This is a genomic window from Mitsuaria sp. BK041, from assembly GCF_014193085.1.
In the GTDB taxonomy this organism is placed as follows: Bacteria; Pseudomonadota; Gammaproteobacteria; order Burkholderiales; family Burkholderiaceae_C; genus Roseateles.
The window spans coordinates 1,849,018-1,865,927 of record NZ_JACHYT010000001.1 but is presented as its reverse complement, the minus strand read 5'-3'; the positions used below and the strand labels follow the sequence as shown (position 1 = coordinate 1,865,927).

17 protein-coding genes and 1 tRNA gene are annotated in these 16,910 nt (G+C 67.0%); all 18 read right to left on the bottom strand.

Annotation, left to right across the window (positions count from 1 at the left end; genetic code table 11):
- Window positions 1-7: 7 nt before the first annotated feature.
- The 18 genes from nuoK to FHT38_RS08095 all read right to left on the bottom strand — a co-directional run bounded on the left by nuoK (window position 8) and on the right by FHT38_RS08095 (window position 16,897).
- The gene (gene nuoK / locus FHT38_RS08180; protein WP_067273420.1) at window positions 8-319 is read right to left on the bottom strand and encodes an NADH-quinone oxidoreductase subunit NuoK; all 312 of its coding nucleotides are present in this window, start codon (window positions 317-319) and stop codon (window positions 8-10) included.
- Complete coding sequence (locus FHT38_RS08175) at window positions 319-960, bottom strand: NADH-quinone oxidoreductase subunit J (RefSeq protein WP_183491161.1); 642 nt, start codon at window positions 958-960, stop codon at window positions 319-321. Before FHT38_RS08175 ends, nuoK begins: the two co-directional genes overlap by 1 nt.
- Window positions 961-1,039: 79 nt before the next feature.
- Window positions 1,040-1,522, bottom strand: coding sequence for an NADH-quinone oxidoreductase subunit NuoI (nuoI, locus tag FHT38_RS08170; RefSeq protein WP_088407447.1), 483 nt, complete (start codon window positions 1,520-1,522; stop codon window positions 1,040-1,042).
- A gap of 15 nt (window positions 1,523-1,537) precedes the next feature.
- Complete coding sequence (gene nuoH, locus FHT38_RS08165) at window positions 1,538-2,632, bottom strand: NADH-quinone oxidoreductase subunit NuoH (RefSeq protein WP_091724285.1); 1,095 nt, start codon at window positions 2,630-2,632, stop codon at window positions 1,538-1,540.
- Window positions 2,633-2,645: 13 nt separating this feature from the next.
- Window positions 2,646-4,988, bottom strand: coding sequence for an NADH-quinone oxidoreductase subunit NuoG (gene nuoG, locus FHT38_RS08160; protein ID WP_183491157.1), 2,343 nt, complete (start codon window positions 4,986-4,988; stop codon window positions 2,646-2,648).
- A gap of 21 nt (window positions 4,989-5,009) precedes the next feature.
- On the bottom strand, window positions 5,010-6,407 hold the full coding sequence (nuoF, locus tag FHT38_RS08155) for an NADH-quinone oxidoreductase subunit NuoF (protein ID WP_183491155.1): 1,398 nt from the start codon (window positions 6,405-6,407) through the stop codon (window positions 5,010-5,012).
- Between the two features lie 12 nt (window positions 6,408-6,419).
- On the bottom strand, window positions 6,420-6,935 hold the full coding sequence (nuoE, locus tag FHT38_RS08150; RefSeq protein ID WP_183491153.1) for an NAD(P)H-dependent oxidoreductase subunit E: 516 nt from the start codon (window positions 6,933-6,935) through the stop codon (window positions 6,420-6,422).
- An 11-nt stretch (window positions 6,936-6,946) separates the two neighbouring features.
- Window positions 6,947-8,203, bottom strand: coding sequence for an NADH-quinone oxidoreductase subunit D (locus FHT38_RS08145; protein ID WP_091724281.1), 1,257 nt, complete (start codon window positions 8,201-8,203; stop codon window positions 6,947-6,949).
- A 2-nt stretch (window positions 8,204-8,205) separates the two neighbouring features.
- The gene (locus FHT38_RS08140; protein WP_091724280.1) at window positions 8,206-8,802 is read right to left on the bottom strand and encodes an NADH-quinone oxidoreductase subunit C; all 597 of its coding nucleotides are present in this window, start codon (window positions 8,800-8,802) and stop codon (window positions 8,206-8,208) included.
- A gap of 20 nt (window positions 8,803-8,822) precedes the next feature.
- Window positions 8,823-9,299 (bottom strand): NADH-quinone oxidoreductase subunit B family protein, encoded by a 477-nt coding sequence (locus tag FHT38_RS08135; protein ID WP_067067101.1) that lies wholly within the window; start codon window positions 9,297-9,299, stop codon window positions 8,823-8,825.
- Between the two features lie 173 nt (window positions 9,300-9,472).
- Window positions 9,473-9,832 (bottom strand): NADH-quinone oxidoreductase subunit A, encoded by a 360-nt coding sequence (locus tag FHT38_RS08130; protein WP_091724279.1) that lies wholly within the window; start codon window positions 9,830-9,832, stop codon window positions 9,473-9,475.
- 290 nt (window positions 9,833-10,122) lie between these two features.
- Window positions 10,123-10,207 (bottom strand) — tRNA-Leu (locus tag FHT38_RS08125).
- A 134-nt stretch (window positions 10,208-10,341) separates the two neighbouring features.
- Window positions 10,342-10,734, bottom strand: a complete 393-nt coding sequence (gene secG, locus FHT38_RS08120) for a preprotein translocase subunit SecG (RefSeq protein WP_091724278.1) — start codon at window positions 10,732-10,734, stop codon at window positions 10,342-10,344.
- 34 nt (window positions 10,735-10,768) lie between these two features.
- Window positions 10,769-11,509, bottom strand: a complete 741-nt coding sequence (gene tpiA, locus FHT38_RS08115) for a triose-phosphate isomerase (protein WP_183491151.1) — start codon at window positions 11,507-11,509, stop codon at window positions 10,769-10,771.
- 48 nt (window positions 11,510-11,557) lie between these two features.
- Complete coding sequence (locus tag FHT38_RS08110) at window positions 11,558-12,544, bottom strand: NAD(P)H-quinone oxidoreductase (RefSeq protein ID WP_183491149.1); 987 nt, start codon at window positions 12,542-12,544, stop codon at window positions 11,558-11,560.
- Window positions 12,545-12,580: 36 nt separating this feature from the next.
- Entirely contained in the window at window positions 12,581-14,719 is a 2,139-nt protein-coding gene (gene pnp / locus FHT38_RS08105; protein ID WP_183491147.1) for a polyribonucleotide nucleotidyltransferase, read from the bottom strand.
- A gap of 313 nt (window positions 14,720-15,032) precedes the next feature.
- Window positions 15,033-15,302 (bottom strand): 30S ribosomal protein S15, encoded by a 270-nt coding sequence (gene rpsO, locus FHT38_RS08100; RefSeq protein WP_091724274.1) that lies wholly within the window; start codon window positions 15,300-15,302, stop codon window positions 15,033-15,035.
- Between the two features lie 248 nt (window positions 15,303-15,550).
- Entirely contained in the window at window positions 15,551-16,897 is a 1,347-nt protein-coding gene (locus FHT38_RS08095) for a branched-chain amino acid ABC transporter substrate-binding protein (protein ID WP_183491146.1), read from the bottom strand.
- Window positions 16,898-16,910 lie beyond the last annotated feature (13 nt).

The following is a 16,910-nucleotide window of genomic DNA, read 5'->3' as shown; positions in this document are numbered from 1 at the left end:
TCCCTCGTCAGCCCTTGAGGGCGTCCAGCTCTTCCACGTCGATGCTGCTGCGGTTGCGGAACAGCACGACCAGGATCGCCAGGCCGATCGCCGACTCGGCGGCCGCCACGGTCAGGATGAAGAACACGAACACCTGGCCGGCCATGTCGCCCAGGTAGTGCGAGAACGCGACGAAGTTCATGTTGACCGCCAGCAGCATCAGCTCGATGGCCATCAGCAGCACGATCAGGTTCTTGCGGTTCAGGAAGATGCCGATCACCGACAGCGCGAACAGGAACGCGCCCAGGATCAGGAAGTGGTTCAGGCTCAGCGCACCCATCACGCGGCTCCTTCGTTCTTGTCAGCCGCCGCCACGGACGGGGCTTCGACGGTGGGGGCGACCTTCACGATGCGCAGGCGGTCGGCCTTCTTGACCTTGATCTGCTGCGAGGCGTCCTGGTGGCGCGAATCCTTGCGGCCGCGCAGCGTCAGCGCGATCGCCGCGATGATCGCCACCAGCAGCAGCACGGCGGCGATCTGCAGCGGGAACAGGTAGTTGGTGTAGATCTCGATGCCCAGCAGCTTGGTGTTGCCGAACTGCGCCATGCCGGCGATCTCGGGCGCGTTCTCGACGCCACGGAAGCCGCCCATCAGCACGGCCGCGATCTCCAGCGCGATCAGCGCGCCGACGAGGCTGGCCACCGGCAGGTGCTTCCAGATGCTCTCGCGCACGGCGGTGGACTCGAAGTCCAGCATCATCACGACGAACAGGAACAGCACCATGACGGCGCCGATGTAGACCAGCACCAGCGTGATGGCCAGGAACTCGGCCTTCAGCAGCATCCACAGGCAGGAGGCACTGAAGAACGACAGGATCAGGAACAGGGCCGAGTGAACGGTGCTCTTGGCCGTGATGACACGGAACGCGGAGCCCAGCAGCACGGCCGAGAAGACGAAGAACAGCGCGGTAGTGATATCCATGCGATTTCCTGCAAGCAGGCCGCCGGCCGCGGCGCCCTCCCCCTCGCTCGCGCGAGGGCCCGGGCAGCCGCTCGACCGGTCAGCGGTACTTGGCGTCGGCCTCCTTGCTGGCTGCGATCTGCGGCTCGTACCGGTCCCCCACCGCCAGGAGCATCTCCTTGGTGAAGTAGAGGTCGCCGCGCTTCTCGCCGTGGTACTCGAAAATGTCGGTCTCGACGATCGAGTCGACCGGGCAGCTCTCTTCGCAGAAGCCGCAGAAGATGCACTTGGTCAGGTCGATGTCGTAGCGCGTGGTGCGGCGCGAGCCGTCGGCACGGACGTCCGATTCGATCGTGATCGCCATGGCGGGGCAGACGGCCTCGCACAGCTTGCAGGCGATGCAGCGCTCCTCGCCGTTCTCATACCGGCGCAGCGCGTGCAGGCCGCGGAAGCGAGGAGACAGCGGCGTCTTCTCTTCCGGGAACTGCACCGTGATGTTCTTCGAGAGGAAATGCCGGCCCGTCAGGGCCATGCCCTTCAGCAGCTCGGTGAGCATGAAGCTCTTGACTAGGTCCTTGATCACAGCAGATACCTCGGATTACTTCCAGATGTTGAACGGCGACTGGATCCACAGACCCACCACGACGAGCCACACCAGGGTGACCGGAATGAAGATCTTCCAGCCCAGACGCATGATCTGGTCATAGCGATAGCGCGGGAAGGTCGCGCGCACCCACAGGAAGCAGGTCACGACGAAGAAGGTCTTGGCGAACAGCCAGAACCAGTTCCAGAAGGCCATGGTCTGCTGGATGAAGGCCGGCGTATCCATGCCCAGCAGCGACCAGGAGATCGGCGCCGACCAGCCGCCCAGGAACATCAGCACCGCCAGGGCCGACACCAGGATCATGTTGGCGTACTCGGCCAGGAAGAACATCGCGAAGGACATGCCCGAGTACTCGATCATGTGACCGGCCACGATTTCCGATTCGCCTTCGACGACGTCGAACGGATGGCGGTTGGTCTCGGCCAGGCCGGAGATGAAGTACACGAGGAAGATCGGCAGCAGCGGCAGCCAGTTCCACGACAGGACATTCACGCCGTGCGACGCGAACCACCCATGCTCCTGGCTGGTGACGATGGCGCTGACGTTCATCGAGCCCGTGACCATCAGCACGACGACCAGGCAGAAGCCCATCGCGATCTCGTAGGACACCATCTGGGCCGAGGCGCGCAGCGCGCCCAGGAAAGCGTACTTCGAGTTGGAGGCCCAGCCCGCGATGATCACGCCGTAGACCTCCAGCGAGGTGATGGCCATCAGGAACAGCAGGCCGGCGTTGACGTCGGCGATCGCCGCGCCGGGGCCGAACGGCACGACGGCCCAGGCCGCCAGCGCCGGCATGATCGTCATGATCGGGCCGAGGAAGAACAGGCCCTTGTTGGCGGCGCTCGGGACGATGATCTCCTTGAAGATCAGCTTCACGGCGTCGGCGATCGGCGTCAGCAGGCCCATCGGACCGACCCGGTTCGGGCCCGGACGGATCTGCGACCAGCCGATGGCCTTGCGTTCCCACAGCGTCAGGTAGGCGACGCAGCCCAGCAGCGGCAGCAGCACGGCGATGATCTTGAGCAGGCTCCAGACCACCGGCCAGACCATGCCCAGCATCGAGGCGCCGGCGTTGTAGAAGTTTTCCATGGTCGTCTCGTCCTCAGGCCTTGGTCACGGCGATCGCGCCGGTGAATGCGCCCAGCGCGGCGGTCTCGGGGATGCCGGCGGGAATGCGCACCACGTTCGCGGGCAGCGACGCGTCCAGCTGCGCGGCCAGCACGGCCTCGCCGCCGTCCTGCGACACGCGCACCTGCGCGCCCTTCTCATTCAGGCCGAGGCTGGTCCACAGCGCCTGCGGCAGCGAGGCGACGGCCGCGTCACGGCCGTCGCGGGTCAGCTGCAGCGAGGTGGCGCGGCGCACCAGCGCGTCCGTCGCGTAGATCGGCACCGTCGTCAGGCGCTCCAGGCCCTGCACCGGGGCGGCTGCGGCGGACTGCGCCGACACGCCGTTGGACAGGCGGTTCGTCAGGTCCAGCTCGGAGCCCAGCGCCGCGGCGCGGACCTGCTCGGAGCTGTCGAACTCGAAGCCCTGCAGGCCCAGCAGGTTGCCCAGCACGCGCAGGATCTTCCAGCCCGGACGGGTCTCGCCGCGGGCCTTGGCCACGCCGACGAAGCTCTGCAGGCGGCCCTCCGCGTTGACGAAGCTGCCCGAGGTCTCGGTGAACGGGGCCGTGGGCAGCAGCACGTCGGCGAACTCGACCACCGGGCCGGTCTTGAACGGGCTCAGCACGACGACCATCTCGGCCGCGTTGACGGCCTTGGCGGCGGCGGCGGCATTCGGGCCGTCCAGCACCGGGTCGGTGTTCAGCAGCAGCAGCGCCTTGGCCGGCTGGTCGTTCAGCAGCTGGGCCGCCGAACGGCCGCCCTGCCCCGGCTGGGCCTTGACCAGCTGGGCGCCGACGGTGTTCGCCGCGGCCGACAGCACGCCGACGCTGGCGCCGGTCTGCTCGCCGATCCAGTTCGCCAGCGACAGCAGCGTCGCGGCCTGCGGATGCTGGATCGCGGCATTGCCCAGCAGCACGGCCTTGCGCTCGCCCGACAGCAGCGCGTCGGCGATCGCCTTGGCGGCGTCCGTCGCTTGGCCCTGGCTCGCTTGCGCCGGAGCGCTGACGCCCTTGGCGGCGCCGATCGCGGTGGCGACGTTGGCCAGTTCAGCGGCCCAAGCCGACGGCGCGGCGACGAGCGTCGAAGCGACCGTCATCTTCCAGTCTTCGACCGAGCCCCCCAGCGCGACGATCTGCGCGCCGCGGCGGGCGGCCTGGCGCAGGCGCTGCGCGAACAGCGGATGGTCCTTGCGCAGCGACGAGCCGACGACGAAGGCGCGATCCAGCGCCGACAGCGACGCGATCGAGGTGCCCAGCCACAAGGCCTTGCCCTCGCCCGCGCGCAGCGCCGGATCGACCACGCGCAAGCGCGTGTCGATGTTCTCGCTGCCCAGGCCGCGCACCAGCTGCGCCAGCAGGTGCAGCTCTTCGACGGTGCTGTGCTCCGAGCCCAGCGCCGCGATGGACGCGCCGCCCTTTTCGGTCTTGATCTGCTTCAGGCCGTTGGCGACGTACTCGAGCGCCGTGGTCCAGTCCACCGGCTTCCATTCGCCGCCCTGCTTGAGCATCGGCGTGGTCAGGCGCTCGTCGCTGTTCAGCGCTTCATACGAGAAGCGGTCGCGGTCAGCGATCCAGCACTCGTTGACGGCCTCGTTCTCCAGCGGGACGACGCGCAGCACTTCGTTGTTCTTGACCTGGACGATCAGGTTGGCGCCGGTCGAATCGTGCGGGCTGACGCTCTTGCGGCGCGACAGCTCCCAGGTGCGGGCGCTGTAGCGGAAGGGCTTGCTCGTCAGCGCGCCGACCGGGCAGATGTCGATCATGTTGCCCGACAGCTCCGAGTCCACGGTGCGGCCGACGAAGGTCTGGATCTCGCTGTGCTCGCCGCGGTGCGCCATGCCCAGTTCCATCACGCCGGAGATCTCCTGGCCGAAGCGGACGCAGCGCGTGCAGTGGATGCAGCGGCTCATCTCCTCCATCGAGATCAGCGGGCCCACGTTCTTGTGGAACACCACGCGCTTCTCTTCGGTGTAGCGCGAGGAGCCCGCGCCGTAGCCGACGGCCAGATCCTGCAGCTGGCATTCGCCGCCCTGGTCGCAGATCGGGCAGTCCAGCGGGTGATTGATCAGCAGGAACTCCATCACGCCCTGCTGGGCCTTGATGGCTTTCTCGCTCTTGGTGCGGACGATCATGCCCTGCGTGACCGGGGTCGCGCAGGCGGGCAGCGGCTTGGGCGCCTTCTCCACGTCGACCAGGCACATGCGGCAGTTGGCCGCGATGCTCAGCTTCTTGTGGTAGCAGAAGTGCGGGATGTAGGTCCCGGCCTTCTCGGCGGCATGCATCACCATGCTGCCTTCGGGCACTTCGACCTTCTGGCCGTCGAGTTCGATTTCAACCATAGTTCTTCTCAGCGGCTCCGATCAGGCGTGCGCCGGCGACTTCGCCGTGGCGGACGGGGACGACGCGGCGGGCGCCTTGTTCTGCTGGGCCTGTTCGATCATCGCGATGAACTCGCCCTTGAAGTGCTTGAGCATCGCGCGCACCGGCATCGCGGCGGCATCGCCCAGCGCGCAGATGGTGCGGCCCTGGATGTTGTCGGCCACGGAGTTCAGCAGGTCGATGTCCTCGACGCGGCCCTTGCCGTGGGCGATGCGCTCGATCACGCGGTGCATCCAGCCCGTGCCTTCGCGGCAGGGGGTGCACTGGCCGCAGGACTCGTGCGCGTAGAAGTAGGACAGGCGCAGCAGGCTGTTGACCATGCAGCGGGTCTCGTCCATCACGATGACGGCGCCCGAGCCCAGCATCGAGCCGGCCTTGGCGATGGAGTCATAGTCCATCGTGCACTGCATCATGATGTCGGCCGGCAGCACCGGGGCCGACGAGCCGCCCGGGATCACCGCCTTGAGCTTGCGGCCGCCACGCATCCCGCCGGCGAGCTCGAGCAGCTTCTCGAACGAGGTGCCCAGCGGGATCTCGTAGTTGCCCGGACGCTCGACGTCGCCCGAGATCGAGAAGATCTTGGTGCCGCCGTTGTTGGGCTTGCCCACTTCGAGATAGGCCTGCCCACCGTTGCGGATGATCCAGGGCACCGCGGCGAAGGTCTCGGTGTTGTTGATCGTCGTGGGCTTGCCATACAGGCCGAACGAGGCCGGGAACGGCGGCTTGAAGCGCGGCTGGCCCTTCTTGCCTTCCAGCGATTCCAGCAGCGCGGTTTCCTCGCCGCAGATGTAGGCGCCGAAGCCGTGGTGCGCGTGCAGCTGGAAGCTGAAGTTGCTGCCCAGGATGTTGTCGCCCAGCAGGCCGGCCGCGCGGGCCTCTTCCAGGGCCGCCTCGAAGCGCTCGTAGACCTCGAAGATCTCGCCGTGGATGTAGTTGTAGCCAACCTTGATACCCATGGCATACGCCGCGATCGCCATCCCTTCGATGACGATGTGCGGGTTGTACATGAGGATGTCGCGGTCCTTGCAGGTGCCCGGCTCGCCTTCGTCGCTGTTGCAGACGAGGTACTTCGCGCCCGGGAATTGGCGCGGCATGAAGCTCCACTTCAGGCCGGTCGGGAAGCCGGCGCCGCCGCGGCCGCGCAGGCCCGAGGCCTTCACTTCGGCGATGACCTGGTCGGCGGTCAGGCCCTGCCCTTCGCCCTGGGCCAGGATCTTGCGCAGCGCCTGGTAGCCGCCGCGCGCTTCATAGTCCTTCAGCGACCAGTTCTTGCCATCGAGGCCCGCGTAGATCTGCGGGGTGATGTTGCGGTCGTGGAAGCAGGTTTCCTTGCCGGTGGCCTGCCACTTCGAGAGGTCGATGTTCGCGATGTTGGTCATCGTCCAGGTCCCTCAGTTCTTGTTGGCCGCGTGGTGGGCTCTGAGCGCATCCACCAGCTCGTCCAGCCGTTCGGCGCTCATGAAGCTCAGCATCTGGCGGTCGTTGACCAGCATCACCGGCGAGTCGGCGCAGGCGCCCAGGCACTCGCTCTGCTGCACGGTGAAGACGCCGTCGGCGGTCGTGCCGCCGGCCTCGACGCCCAGCTTCGCGCACAGGTGGTCCAGCGCCTTCTGGCCGTCGCGCAGCTGGCACGGAAGATTCGTGCAGACGTTCAGCTTGAACGCCCCCAGCTTGCGCTGGTTGTACATGTTGTAGAAGGTCGTGACCTCGTAGACGGCGATCGCCGGCATGCCCAGGTAGTCCGCGATCGCGTCCTCGGCCTCGCGGGACACGTAGCCCTGCTCCTGCTGGACGATCGACAGGCAGGCCATCACCGCCGATTGCGCCTGTTCCGCCGGGTACTTGGCGACTTCGCGCGCGAAGCGCGACTTGGTCGCGTCGCTCAAGACAAATTCAGTGCTGCTCATCGCTTCACCACTCAACGGTCAATTTCACCGAACACGATGTCCATCGTGCCGATCACGGCCACGGCGTCGGCAATCATGTGGCCCCGGGCCATCTCGTCCAGCGCGGCCAGGTGCGAATAGCCCGGCGCGCGGATCTTCAGCCGGTACGGCTTGTTGGCGCCGTCGCTGACGATGTAGATGCCGAACTCGCCCTTCGGATGCTCGACCGAGGCGTAGGCCTCGCCCTCGGGGACGCGGAAGCCTTCGGTGAACAGCTTGAAGTGGTGGATCAGCTCTTCCATGCTGGTCTTCATCGCCACGCGGCTGGGCGGCGCCACCTTGTGGTTGTCGGTGATGACCGGACCCGGATTGGCCTTGAGCCACTTCACGCACTGCTGCACGATACGGTTGGACTGGCGCATCTCCTCGACCCGCACGCAGTAGCGGTCGTAGGTGTCGCCGTTGGTGCCGACCGGGATGTCGAAGTCCATGCGGCCGTACACGTCGTAGGGCTGGGTCTTGCGGGTGTCCCAGGCGATGCCCGAGCCGCGCAGCATCGGGCCGGTCAGGCCCAGGTTCAGCGCGCGCTCCGGCGACACGACGCCGATGCCCACCGTGCGCTGCTTCCAGATGCGGTTGTCAGTCAGCAGCGTCTCGTAGTCGTCGACGTTGGCCGGGAAGCGGTTGCAGAAGTCCTCGATGAAATCGAGCAGCGAGCCCTGACGGTTCTCGTTGAGCTTGTCGATCGCCTTCTGGTTCTTGATCTTGCTGACCTTGTACTGCGGCATCGAATCCGGCAGGTCGCGGTACACGCCACCCGGACGGAAGTAGGCCGCGTGCATGCGCGCGCCCGACACTGCCTCGTACATGTCGAAGATGTCCTCACGCTCGCGGAAGCAGTAGATGAGGATGTTCATCGCGCCGCAGTCGATGCCGTGCGCGCCCAGCCAGAGCAGGTGGTTCAGGATGCGGGTCAGCTCCGAGAACATCACGCGGATGTACTGCGCGCGCTCGGGGACCTCCAGGCCCAGCATCTTCTCGATGGCCAGGCAGTACGCGTGCTCGTTGGCCATCATCGACACGTAGTCGAGGCGGTCCATGTAGGGCAGCGACTGGATGAAGGTCTTGGACTCGGCCAGCTTCTCGGTGGCGCGGTGCAGCAGGCCGATGTGCGGGTCGGCGCGCTGGATCACTTCGCCGTCCAGCTCGAGCACCAGGCGCAGCACCCCGTGCGCGGCCGGGTGCTGGGGACCGAAGTTCAGGGTGTAGTTCTTGATTTCGGCTGGCATGCTCACAGGCCCCCGTAGTTGTCTTCGCGGATCACGCGCGGGGTGATCTCGCGCGGCTCGATCGTGACCGGCTGGTAGATCACGCGCTTCTGCTCGGGGTCGTAGCGCATCTCGACATGGCCCGTCACCGGGAAGTCCTTGCGCATCGGGTGGCCGATGAAACCGTAGTCCGTGAGGATGCGGCGCAGGTCCTCGTGGCCCTCGAAGATGATCCCGTACAGGTCGAAGGCCTCGCGTTCGAACCAGTTGGCGGCGTTCCAGATCGGCGTCACCGCGGCCACCGACGGGAAGTCGTCGTCAGGCGCGAAGACCTTGACGCGCAGGCGCCAGTTCTTGTTGATCGACAGCAGGTGCGAGACCACCGCGAAGCGCGCGCCGTCGTAGGCGCCGTCCTTGTAGGCCGAGTAATCCACGCCGCACAGGTCGATCAGTTGCTCGAAGCGCAGCTCCGAGTGATCGCGCAGCAGCTTGGCGACATTGAAGTAGTCCTTGGCCGCGACGGTGATCGTGATTTCGCCCAGCTCGCGCTTGAGCGCGACGATCTGCTCGCCGAGCACGGATTGCAGCGCCGCCTGCAGGGTGTCGAGTTTCATGGTCATGGGAGTCAGCCTGCTTCCGCTCAGCGAGCGATGGTGTTCTCGCGACGGATCTTGGCCTGCAGCTGCAGGATGCCGTAGAGCAGCGCCTCGGCGGTCGGCGGACAGCCCGGGACATAGACGTCGACCGGGACGATGCGGTCACAGCCCCGCACCACCGAATAGCTGTAGTGGTAGTAGCCGCCGCCGTTGGCGCAGCTGCCCATCGACAGCACCCAGCGCGGCTCGGCCATCTGGTCGTAGACCTTGCGCAGGGCGGGCGCCATCTTGTTGCACAGCGTGCCGGCCACGATCATCAGGTCGGACTGGCGCGGGCTCGGACGGAACAGCATGCCGAAGCGGTCGATGTCGTAGCGCGCGGCGCCCGCGTGCATCATCTCGACCGCGCAGCAGGCGAGACCGAAGGTCATCGGCCACAACGAGCCGGTCTTGGACCAGTTCACCAGCTTGTCCAGCTGGGTGGTCATGAAGCCTTCCTTCAATACGCCTTCGTTACCCATATCGAATTTCCAATCTTTCGAGATCAGCGGAGAAGGATCCTCGAGCCCGCGACCGTCGCCTTGACGCCGCGTTGACGCGTTGCCCTTCCCTAACGGACACGCGCCCGAAACGGGCGCCGTGTCCTGATGCGTTCACGGGCCCGGCGCGTCGCCGCGGGCCCGCGGTCGGGTCGTCACTCCCAGTCGAGCGCGCCCTTCTTCCATTCGTAGGCGAAGCCCACGACCAGGATGCCCAGGAAGATCATCATCGCCCAGAAGCCTTCCGGACCGATCTCGCGCAGCGAGACCGCCCAGGGGAACAGGAAGGCGATTTCCAGGTCGAAGAGGATGAAGAGGATGGCGACAAGGTAGTAGCGCACGTCGAATTTCATGCGCGCGTCCTCGAAGGCCTCGAAGCCGCATTCGTAGGGGCTGTTCTTTGCCGCGTCAGGGCGACGCGGGCCCGCCAGGAACCCCAGGACTTGCGGGGCGATACCCACTCCGCAACCGACCAGGATGAAAAGGATGACGGGCAGGTATTGTTCCAGGCTCACGGCTTGCTCTCGTTTTGATGCCGGGATCGAGATACTGCCGCAGTGGGCGGCAATTCCAATTCCCAACGTGTCACCGAAGATTGGCGGGCCAGGGCCGACCAACGATTCGGCAAAAGCAACGGGCGCGCCGCCAGCGATTATCCAATCGCTCACGGACCGCGCCCGCCTAGGACTCCGGAAATTCGCACACGCCTGTCGCGTGGAGATTCCCCCGAATCCTTCAACCTGCTTGATCTGCTTCGATCCGGCTTTCCGGCTAGATCACGAAGACCATGGCAGGCCGATTTATCTGGTGCCGACGGCGAGACTCGAACTCGCACAGCTTTCGCCACTACCCCCTCAAGATAGCGTGTCTACCAATTTCACCACGTCGGCTGGTTGTCACCCTTCAGTGACTTTGTCTTGACGGCTCGCGTTTCAGACAGCCTCGAATTCTATAGCGCTTTCTGAGCGACAAAAAGAAACCGAAGCAATTTTGTCGAGGAGCTTGCGCTTGCCGCCCATCTCTGTCAGTTCGAGGCGCCCGAGGCCGCCGCCGAAGGCGCGGCCTGAGGAGCGATCGACGCACCGGGCAGCGCCGCGGCCGATGCCGGGGATGCCGGGGTGGCGGCACGTTCCAGCAGTTGCTCGCCCGCCGTCGGGCCGGCACCGATACCGCCCTCGCGGTGGCTGCCCATGTAGGCCAGCGCCAGCGTCGCCACGAAGAAGATCGTGGCCGCGACCGCGGTCGAGCGCGACAGGAAGTTGGCGCTGCCGGTCGCACCGAACAGCGAGCCCGAGGCCCCGCTGCCGAACGAGGCCCCCATGTCGGCACCCTTGCCGTGCTGGACCAGCACCAGGCCGATCATCGCCAGTGCCGCGATCAGCTGCACCACCAGCACCAGGTTCATCATCACTTGCATTGCTTCTTTCTCCAGGAACCTTGAACGCCGGGCTTCAGCCGGCGGCGCGGCAGATCGCCGCGAAATCGGCCGCCTTCAGCGCGGCGCCTCCGATGAGGCCGCCATCGATGTCGGGCTGCGCAAACAGTTGGACGGCGTTGTCGGGCTTGACGCTGCCGCCGTACAGGATCTGCATCTGATCAGCCTTCTGCGTGGCCGCGCGCAACTGCTGGCGCAGCAGCGCATGGACCTGCTGGGCCTGCTCCGGCGTAGCCGTCAGGCCGGTGCCGATCGCCCACACCGGCTCGTAGGCCACGACGATCTCGCCGATGCAATGCGTCAGCGTGTGGATCACCGCCGCCAGCTGGCGCTTGACGACCTCTTCCGTCTTGCCGCCCTCGCGCTCGGCCAGCGTCTCGCCGACGCAGACGATGGGCGTGACGCCATGCGCCAGCGCCGCCTTGGCCTTGTCGGCGACCAGCTGGTCGCTCTCCGCGTGGTAGGCGCGGCGCTCCGAGTGCCCCACGATCGCGAAACGGCAACCCAGGTCGGCCAGCATGGCCGAGGACACCTCGCCGGTGTAGGCGCCCTGCTCGTGCGTGGACACGTCCTGCGCGCCGTACGCCATCTGCGTGCCGGTCAGCGCCAGCGCCGTCTCCGTGATGTACGGGAAAGGCACGCACACGGCCACCTGGGCGCTCCACGGACCCGCTTCCTTGAGGCCCGCCAGCAGCACGGCGTTCGACGCACGGGTGCCATGCATCTTCCAGTTGCCGACCACCAGTTTCTTGCGCATCAGATCAACTCCCTTGAAACCGAAAAATCCCGCGAGCGCGCTGGACGCTCACCAGCTCAGCACGATCTTGCCGACGTGCTCGCCCGATTCCATCAGCGCGTGCGCCGCGGCCGCCTCGGACGCCGGCAGCTGCCTGAAGATCACCGGCGCGATGGCACGGCACTCGAGCAGCGGCCAGACCCGCTCGCGCAGCGCGCGGGCGATGCCGGCCTTGAACGCGATCGGGCGCGGACGCAGCGTCGAGCCGGTGATCGTCAGACGGCGACGCAGGACCTGGCCCGCGTCGAACTCCGCCTTCACGCCGCCCTGCACCGCGATGATCACGGCACGGCCGTCATCCGCCAGGCACTGCACGTTGCGCGCGACATAGCTGCCGGCCACCATGTCCAGGATCACGTCGACGCCACGACCGCCCGTCGCCGCCTTCACCGCCTCGACGAAGTCCTGCTCGCGATAGTTGATCGCGACGTCGGCGCCAAGCGCCTGGCAGGCCTTGGCCTTGTCCGCAGTGCCGACGGTGACCAGCACCGTCGAGCCCAGCGCCTTCGCGATCTGGATCGCGGTGACGCCGATGCCCGAACTGCCACCATGCACCAGCAGGCTTTCGCCAGGCTGCAGGCGGGCGCGCTCGAAGACATTGCTCCAGACGGTGAAGAAGGTCTCCGGCAGGCTGGCGGCCTCGGCCATGCTCCAGCCCTTGGGGACCGGCAGGCACTGGACCACCGGCGCCACGCACAGCTCGGCATAGCCGCCGCCCGCGACCAGCGCACAGACCGCGTCGCCGACCTTCAGGCCAGCTTCGGCCAGCGCCTGCGCATCCCCCGCTTCGACAACACCCGCGACCTCCAGGCCAGGCAGATCGCTGGCACCCGCCGGCGGCGGATACGCGCCCTTGCGCTGCAGCACATCCGGACGGTTGATGCCATAGGCCTGCACGCGGATCAGGCACTCGCCAGCCCCGGCGACGGGGTCGGCGCGCTCGATCAGCTGCAGGACCTCCGGTCCGCCGGGCTGTGTGATGGCAATGGCCTTCATGGCAGGTCGGGTCGCGGTGCGTCGAAGCCGGGCCGATTACTCGGCCGAGCCTTCGCCGTGAGCCGGAGCGACCGGCGCCGCGTCGCGGTCCAGCAGCGCCTTCATCGACAGCTTGATGCGGCCCTTCTCGTCGGTCTCCAGGACCTTGACCTTGACGATCTGGCCTTCGCTCAGGAAGTCGGTGACCTTCTCCACGCGCTGGTGGGCGATCTGGCTGATGTGCAGCAGACCGTCCTTGCCCGGCAGGATGTTGATCAGCGCGCCGAAGTCCAGGATCTTGGTGACCGGGCCTTCGTAGACCTTGCCGATCTCCGCTTCGGCGGTGATCTGCTCGATGCGCTTCTTGGCCAGCTCGGCCTTGTCGCCATCGGTCGAGGCGATGGTGATGGTGCCGTCCTCGGCGATGTCGATCTGCGTGCCGGTCTCTTCGGTCAGCGCGCGAATGGTCGCGCCGCCCTTGCCGATCACGTCACGGATCTTCTCCGGATTGATCTTCATCGTGTACAGGCGCGGAGCGAACTGCGAGATCTCGGCGTTGGCCGAGCCCATCGCGTCGACCATCTTCTCCAGGATGTGCAGACGCGCTTCCTTGGCCTGCGCAAGGGCGACCTGCATGATCTCCTTGGTGATGCCCTGGATCTTGATGCCCATCTGCAGCGCGGTGATGCCCGAGGTCGTGCCGGCCACCTTGAAGTCCATGTCGCCCAGGTGGTCCTCATCACCCAGGATGTCGGTCAGCACGGCGAAGCGGTTGCCGTCCTTGATCAGACCCATGGCGATGCCCGCGACGTGCGCCTTCAGCGGCACGCCGGCGTCCAGCAGCGACAGGCAGCCGCCGCAGACCGAGGCCATCGACGACGAACCATTGGACTCGGTGATCTCCGAGACCACGCGGATCGAGTACGGGAAGTCTTCCTTGCTCGGCAGCACCGCGACCAGCGCGCGCTTGGCCAGGCGGCCGTGGCCGATCTCGCGGCGCTTGGGGCTGCCCACGCGGCCCGTTTCGCCGGTGGCGAACGGGGGCATGTTGTAGTGCAGCATGAAGCGCTCGGAGTACTCGCCGGCCAGCGCGTCGATGACTTGCGCGTCGCGGTCGGTGCCCAGCGTCGCGGCGACCAGCGCCTGCGTCTCGCCGCGGGTGAACAGCGCCGAGCCGTGGGCGCGCGGCAGCACGCTGTTGCGGATCTCGATGGCGCGGACGGTGCGGGTGTCGCGGCCGTCGATGCGCGGCTCGCCGGCCAGGATCTGGCCGCGCACGATGCGGGCTTCGATCTCGAACAGCAGGCCGTCGACCTCCACGCCGTCGAAGGCGACGCCTTCAGCGGTCAGCGCGTCCTTGACCTTGGCGTAGGCGCTGCGGCAGGCCTCGGTGCGGGCCTGCTTGGAGCGGATCTGGTAGGCGGCGCGCAGCTCTTCCTCGGCCAGCGCGGTGACCTTGGCGATGAAGCCCTCGTCCTTGGCCGGGGCGACCCAGTTCCAGGACGGCTTGCCGGCTTCGCGGACCAGCTCGTTGATCGCGGCGATCGCGATCTTGCCCTGGTCGTGGCCGTAGGTGACGGCGCCCAGCATGATGTCTTCGCTCAGCTGGTCGGCTTCCGATTCGACCATCAGCACGGCCGCTTCGGTGCCGGCGACCACCAGGTCCAGCTTCGAGTCGATCAGCTGGGTCTTGCCCGGGTTCAGCACGTACTCGCCGTTGACATAGCCCACGCGCGCGGCGCCGATCGGGCCGTTGAACGGGATGCCGGAGATCGCCAGCGCGGCGCTGGTGGCGATCATCGCGGCGATGTCGGCCTGGACTTCCGGGTTCAGCGAGACGGTGTGGATGACAACCTGGACTTCGTTGAAGAAGCCTTCAGGGAACAGCGGACGGATCGGGCGGTCGATCAGGCGCGAGGTCAGGGTTTCGAGCTCGCTCGGACGGCCTTCACGCTTGAAGAAGCTGCCGGGGATCTTGCCGGCGGCGTAGGTCTTCTCGATGTAGTCGACGGTCAGCGGGAAGAAGTCCTGGCCGGCCTTGGGGGCCGACTTGGCGACGACGGTCGCCAGGACCACGGTGTCCTCGATGTTCACCAGGACGGCGCCGCTGGATTGACGGGCGATCTCGCCGGTCTCCATCACGACTTGATGCTGGCCCCATTGGAAGGTCTTGGTGACCTTGTTGAACATGCTCATTCGAGTTCTCCTCAGTTCAGGGATGCGCCGCTCGCGGTGCGGCGCGGAACCGGGAGTGAAGCTGGGTTTGGCGGGATGCCATTCCAGAGCGCCTGCTTGCCCGGCCCCTGCCGGCAAGCGCATTGGAATGACACAGCAGCGCCACGTCAGCCCGACTCCATCGTCTTCTCAGGCGGCCTGCCCTGCGGGCGGGCGGCCTGACCGGCGACTGGACCGGCGGCGGGCCGTCCGGAACGCTCCGGCAGCGGCTCGCAGAAACGACAAAGAGCCTGTTGGAATCGGACCAATCAGGCTCTTTGCATGCACGCGCGACTTACTTGCGCAGACCCAGCTTCTGGATCAGGGCGGTGTAGCGGTCAGCGTCCTTGTTCTTCAGGTAGGCCAGCAGGCTCTTGCGCTGGTTGACCATCTTCAGCAGGCCGCGGCGGCCGTGGTGGTCCTTGGCGTGCAGCTTGAAGTGGGGGGTCAGCTCGTTGATGCGAGCGGTCAGCAGGGCGACCTGGACTTCGGGGGAGCCCGTGTCGTTGGCGCTGCGGGCGTTGGCCTTGACGATGTCGGCCTTGTTCAGATCGGCGATGGACATGATGCGTTCCTTGTTCCGGAATGGTTCGGAAGGTCCGCCGGGCATGGCCGATGAAGGCTGCGAGTGCGCTGACGGTTTCCGAGGATTGACTTGCGGTCACAGGTGAAACCGACCCGTGCCGTGCTGGCAGTTTCCCTGGGCGAGCCAGGCAAAACAGCGCGCAGTATATACGAATCGGGCATCGAAGCGGCGCTCGCACAGAGCCGCCGACCCTGGCGCCCCGCCCCGCCCCACCGCGGCGGCGGCGATCAGTCCGGGCGGCGCATCCGGCAGGTCGAAGGCTGCGCCGCCTGCGACGCATCCAGATAGCGCAGGGTGCGGAAGCCGTAACCCGATCCCTCGTTGTCGTGCGGCACGCCGGCCTCCCCGGCGCGGCGCATCACGCTGACGTACAGCGGCTGCTGGAGCTGATGATCGGTTGCCCGCATCACGCCTTCGTGGGCGATGCCCAGCGGCCGGCCATCGAGCGTCAGCCCCTCGAGCGCCGTCGCCACCGCCTGGGGCGAGGTCGTACCGGCCCGCTCCATCGCGGCGACCAGCATCTCCACCATCAGCTGCATGCGGGCATGCAGGTAATCGTGCTCCGGCTTCGGGAAGCGCTGGCGGAAAGCGGCATAGAAGCGCTCCGCGTCGGGAGTGCCGACGTTGGGGTGCCACTCGGCCACGGCCAGCACCCGGTCGACGCCCGCCTCGCCGAGCACGCCCGGCACGCCCAGCGCATTGCCGTAGAAGGTGTGGAAACGCGCCGTCAGGCCGATGTCCTTGGCCGCCTTGATCAGCAGCGTCAGATCGTTGCCCCAGTTGCCGGTCAGCACCGCCTGGGCGCCGCTGGCGCGGATCTTGGTCGCGTAGGGCAGGAAGTCCTTCACCCGGCCCAGCGGATGCAGTTCGTCGCCGACGATGCGCAGGTCGGGCCGGCGTCTGGCGAGCATCGCCCTCGCCTGCTCGCGCAGATGCTGGCCGAAGCTGTAGTCCTGGTTGATCAGGTAGATCGTCTTCAGCGCCGGGTCCTGGGCGATCACCTCGACCAGCGCGGCCAGCCGCATGTCGGTGTGGGCATCGAAGCGGAAATGCCAGAAGCTGCACTGCGCGCCGGTCAACGCGGGATCGACGGCGGCGTAGTTCAGGAACAGCGCGCGGCGCGTCGGCTCGCGCGCGTTGTGCTTCTCCAGCGCCGCGATCAGCGCACCGGCGACCGCCGAGCTGTTGCCCTGCAGCACGACCGGGATGCCCTGGTCGGTCGCGGCGCGCAGCATGGACAGCGACTCCTCGACCGAGCCCTTGCTGTCGAATCGCACCAGCTCCAGTCGCCGAGCGCCGCCAGGCAGCCGCACGCCGCCGCGCGCGTTGACACGCTCGGTGGCCCAGACCAGGTTGCGGAACACCGCTTCGCCGCCATTGCCCAGCGGACCGGACAGGCCCTCGATCAGCGCGAGCCGGATGGGCGCCGCCGGCTCGCCCTTCGGGAGCGACGACACGGAAGACCCAGCGGACCCGGAAGACGGAGATAGAGACGGGGACGAGACCGAGGACGAAGCGCTCGGCCCCGTCGTCACGCGGGTCGCTCCCGCGGCGCTCGCGATGCCAACGGCCATCACGGCGCCCAGC